4 protein-coding genes are annotated in these 4,005 nt (G+C 72.1%); 1 reads left to right on the plus strand and 3 read right to left on the minus strand.

All coding sequences use genetic code 11. The annotated features are described in order from the left end of the window. The 3 genes from ACWCSD_RS49185 to ACWCSD_RS49195 form a co-directional block, all read right to left on the minus strand. Positions 1-396: 3-deoxy-7-phosphoheptulonate synthase (locus ACWCSD_RS49185; protein WP_449926187.1), on the minus strand; the 396-nt coding region annotated here is incomplete at its 3' end. 68 nt (positions 397-464) lie between these two features. Further along, positions 465-1,661, minus strand: a complete 1,197-nt coding sequence (locus ACWCSD_RS49190; protein WP_449926190.1) for an FAD-dependent oxidoreductase — start codon at positions 1,659-1,661, stop codon at positions 465-467. 94 nt (positions 1,662-1,755) lie between these two features. Further along, entirely contained in the window at positions 1,756-2,703 is a 948-nt protein-coding gene (locus tag ACWCSD_RS49195; protein WP_387645042.1) for a LysR family transcriptional regulator, read from the minus strand. A 77-nt stretch (positions 2,704-2,780) separates the two neighbouring features. Between ACWCSD_RS49195 and ACWCSD_RS49200 the strand changes: the two genes are divergently transcribed. Continuing rightward, positions 2,781-4,005 (plus strand): M64 family metallopeptidase (locus tag ACWCSD_RS49200; protein ID WP_449926194.1); only part of this gene is annotated, 1,225 nt, incomplete at its 3' end.

The raw sequence follows: 4,005 nt of genomic DNA on the forward strand, positions 1-4,005 counted from the left end.
GGCCGGCAGCTCCACGCCGTCGCGGATCTCGGTGCCCTTCGACCGCGGCTTGGCGAACTGGCCCGCCACCCGGCCGATCTTCACGACCGGCACCTTCGCCGCGTAGGTCAGCACGATCGCCATCTGCAGCAACGTCTTGAGCTTGTTGCGCACGTTGTCGGCGGTCGCGCCGGAGAAGGTCTCGGCGCAGTCGCCGCCCTGCAGGACGAACGCCTCTCCGCGCGAGACGGCCGCCAGCTGCCTCTTGAGCTGGTCGCACTCGCCGGCGAAGACGAGCGGGGGCAGGCCGCCGAGCTCGGCGACGACCTTGTCGAGCTCACCGCGATCGGGCCAGTCGGGCTGCTGGGCCGCGGGGAGGGCTCGCCAGGAATCGAGATCCACGAGATTGCTGCTCACGAGATACGAGGGTATTCCACTGACCCGGCCCCACCGACCCTCTTGTCCACGTTGTGAGAATGCATTTATCAGCTTTCGGGAGACTTCACATGCTCAGGCAGCACCCCGAGGCCGATGAAACGCCGCGGCAGCCGGTTGAACAGCGGAATTCTGGTGAGGTCACGCGGCATCCTGGACGCGTCGAACCGCCGCCCCAGCGCCGGTGTGATCACCTGGTTCTGCACCAGGCGCTGGGCCGCCTGGGTGACCCGCGTGGGCAGCATGCGCCGTCGTTGCAGCCGGTGCAGGACGGACTCCGGGATCGGCAGGCCCGCGGCGAGCGGCGCGGCCAGCAGGTTGGCGGCGGCCACCGCGTCCTGGACGGCCAGGTTGATGCCCACCCCGAACACCGGCGACATGGCGTGCGCGGCGTCCCCGATGCACAGGAACCCCGGGCGGTGCCAGCGGCGCAGCCGGTTGAGCGCGACCGTGAGCACGCTGACGTCGTCGAAGCCCTCGATCTGCCCGACCCGGTCGGCCAGGTACGGCAGCAGCGTGGCCACCGGGCGCCTGAGGGCGTCGATGCCCTGCCCGGTCAGCCGCCCGAAGCCGCCCTTGGGGATCAGGTAGGCGAGCTGCCAGTAGGTCTCCCGGTTGATGGCGACCATCATGTGGCCGCTGGAGATGCGCAGGAACGTGTCGTCGGGGTCGTCGTCGTGCCGGGGCAGGCGGAACCAGACCACGTCCATCGGCGCGTGCAGGTCCTGCGGGACCAGGCCGGCGCGGGCGCGCAGCGCCGAGTGCCGCCCGTCGGCCGCCACGGTCAGCGTGGCCCGCAGCTCGTGCTCGCCGGACGGGTCGCGGTAACGCACCCCGCGCACGGCCCCGCCCTCGCGGATCAGGTCGTGGGCCTCGGCGTTCATCAGCAGCCGGAAGTTCGGGTACGCGCTCGCGGCCGTGGTGACCAGCTTGAGGAAGTCCCACTGGGGCACGAACGCGATGTAGTCGTAGCCGCCCGGCAGGCCGCGCAGGCTGGCGAGCCTGATGTCGCCGGTGTCGGTCACCAGCCGCAGCTCGTGGGCCTTGCGGTGGGGCAGCTTCAGGAAGTCCTCCGCCAGGCCGAGCTCGGCCAGCACGCGCAGGGTGGAGGGGTGGATCGTGTCGCCGCGGAAGTCACGCAGGAAGTCGGCGTGCTTCTCCAGCAGCGTGACCTCGACGCCGGCCCTGGCCAGCAGCAGTCCGAGCACGGCCCCGGCGGGACCGCCTCCGGCTATCACACAAGTCATAATTCATCACCCAATGAGATTGTGTCACGTCCCCGGAAATGAGCAAGCCCCCGCGCCCCTCCGGCGTGCCGGAGCGGCGATGGGAGGGGTGGGGTCAGGAGGGCAGGGGCGGGCGGCCGTAGCGGGCGGTCCAGGCGGTGTAGACCGGGCTGCGGGCCGCCACGGCGGCGTGGGCCGCCCGGGCGCTCTCCAGCAGCGCCGGCGCGTGCGCGGCGAACGACGACCGCCAGATGAGCACCTGACGCATCCACAGCGGGTTCCCGCGCAGCGGCAGCACCGACACCCGCTCGCCCGGGTCGTAGAGCGCCTGGCAGGCCGACACCGCGTGCCCGGCCGCGATCAGCTCCCGCCGCACCCCGGCCTCCACGAGCTGGTACCGCCCGCGCGGCGTGAACCCGGCCCGCCGGCACGCCTCCAGCAGGTGCTCCGGCCAGCCCATCCCGTCGGGCGGCGGCAGCACCCACGGCTCGCCCGCCAGCTCGGCCAGCTCCACCTCGGCACGCCCGGCCAGCGGATGGGCGGCGGGCAGCGCCACGAACACCGGCTCGACCGCCACCACGCCCATCCCCATGGCCGGGCCGAGCCGCAGCTCGTGGTCGGGGTAGTCGGCCACCAGCGCCACGTCGAGCCGCCCGTTGGCCACCATGTCCACCAGCACCCGGACGTAGTGCTCGGTCTGCAGCGTGATCCGGGCCTCGGGCAGCGCGCCCGCCAGGTTCGCGACGAGGGGCACCACGACGGGGTTCTCGAAGCCGCCCACCCGGATCGCCTGCCCGGCCAGCTCGTACGGCCCCGCCGCCAGCAGGTCGTCCACCCCGGCGAGCACCACCCGCGCCCTGGCCAGCACGAACTCCCCGAACGCGGTGGCCGCCACGCCGCGGTGGTCGCGGGTGAAGACCGCCCCGCCGAGCAGGCGCTCGATCCGGCCGAGCTGGGCGGTGAGCGCGGGCTGGGAGACGCCGAGCGCCGCCGCGGCCCTGGTCACACTGCCGTGGTCGGCGATGGCGCGCAGCGTCCTGAGATGTCTCAGTTCGAGCTGCATCCCGCAGAAGCTATCACTCCGGAGTTATGCCCTTATGGGATGAGACTGCCGGATCCATCGGGCCGATAGTGCATGACATGCGTAGATTCGCGGCCCTGGTACTGGCCGCCGCCGTCCTATATGTCCCATCCGCCCATGCGTCGGCGGCCGCCGACGGGCCCGGCGCGGCCACGGTCGTGCCGGTCCAGGTCACCGGCGCCCCGGCCAAGCGGTTCAACCTGATCGTCATGGGCGACGGCTACACCGAGGCCGAGCAGGCGAAGTTCCGGGCCGACGTGGACCGGCACCTCAACGTGATGTGGTCGATCGAGCCGTTCAAGACCTACCGCGACTACATCAACGTCTACCGGATCGACATCGTCTCGGGCGAGTCCGGCGTGAGCTGCGACCCCGGCCTGGACGCGCCCCGCCGTACCACCCCGCTGAGCATGGGCTTCTGGGGCGGCTGCAACCCCGGCAGCGTGCAGCGACTGATCACCATGGACAACTCCGCCGCCACCCGGTTCGCGAACCTGGTCACCGGGACGACGTCGGGCAACCGGCAGATCCTCGCCCTGGCCAACAGCGGCACCTACGGCGGCGCGGGCGGCAGCTACGCCACCGCCTCGGGCAGCAACTCCATGTCCGCCCTGATCAGCCCGCACGAGCTCGGCCACTCCCTGGGCGGCCTGCAGGACGAGTACGACTACTACCAGCGCGGCGTCCCCGGCGGGACCTACGGCGGCTCCGAGCCCTCCAGCGCGCACCACAGCCTGCTGACCGAGCAGCAGATGCTCGACCAGCGCCGGAAGTGGTGGCGGTGGCTGGGCGAGGACAGCGAGTCCGGCGGCCCGATCGCCCGCTACGAGGGCGGCCTGTACTACACGAGCGGCGTGTGGCGGCCGAGCAGGCACTCCATGATGAAGACCCTCGGCTACTACTTCGACCAGGTCAGCCGCGAGGTCATGACCCAGCGCATCACCGCCAAGACCACGCTGATCCAGGACTCCACGCCCACCGCCGCGCCCGTCGGGGCCGACCGGGTGCTCTGGGTCGAGCCGATGCGCCCGGTGGGGCACTCGCTGACCACCACCTGGGCCGTGGACGGCAAGAACCTGCCCGGCGACGCCGACGTCCTCGACCTGCGCACGCTGGGCCTGGCCGCGGGCACGCACACGGTCACGGCCACGGTCGCCGACCCCACGGAGTTCGTCCGGGACCCGGCGATCCGGACCGCCATGAGCCGGACCCGCACCTGGACCGTGGACACCACGCTCACCACGCCGCCAGACGGCGTCCAGGCCGCCGTCGTGTCGTCCACGC

The organism is Nonomuraea sp. NPDC001684 (assembly GCF_053596515.1).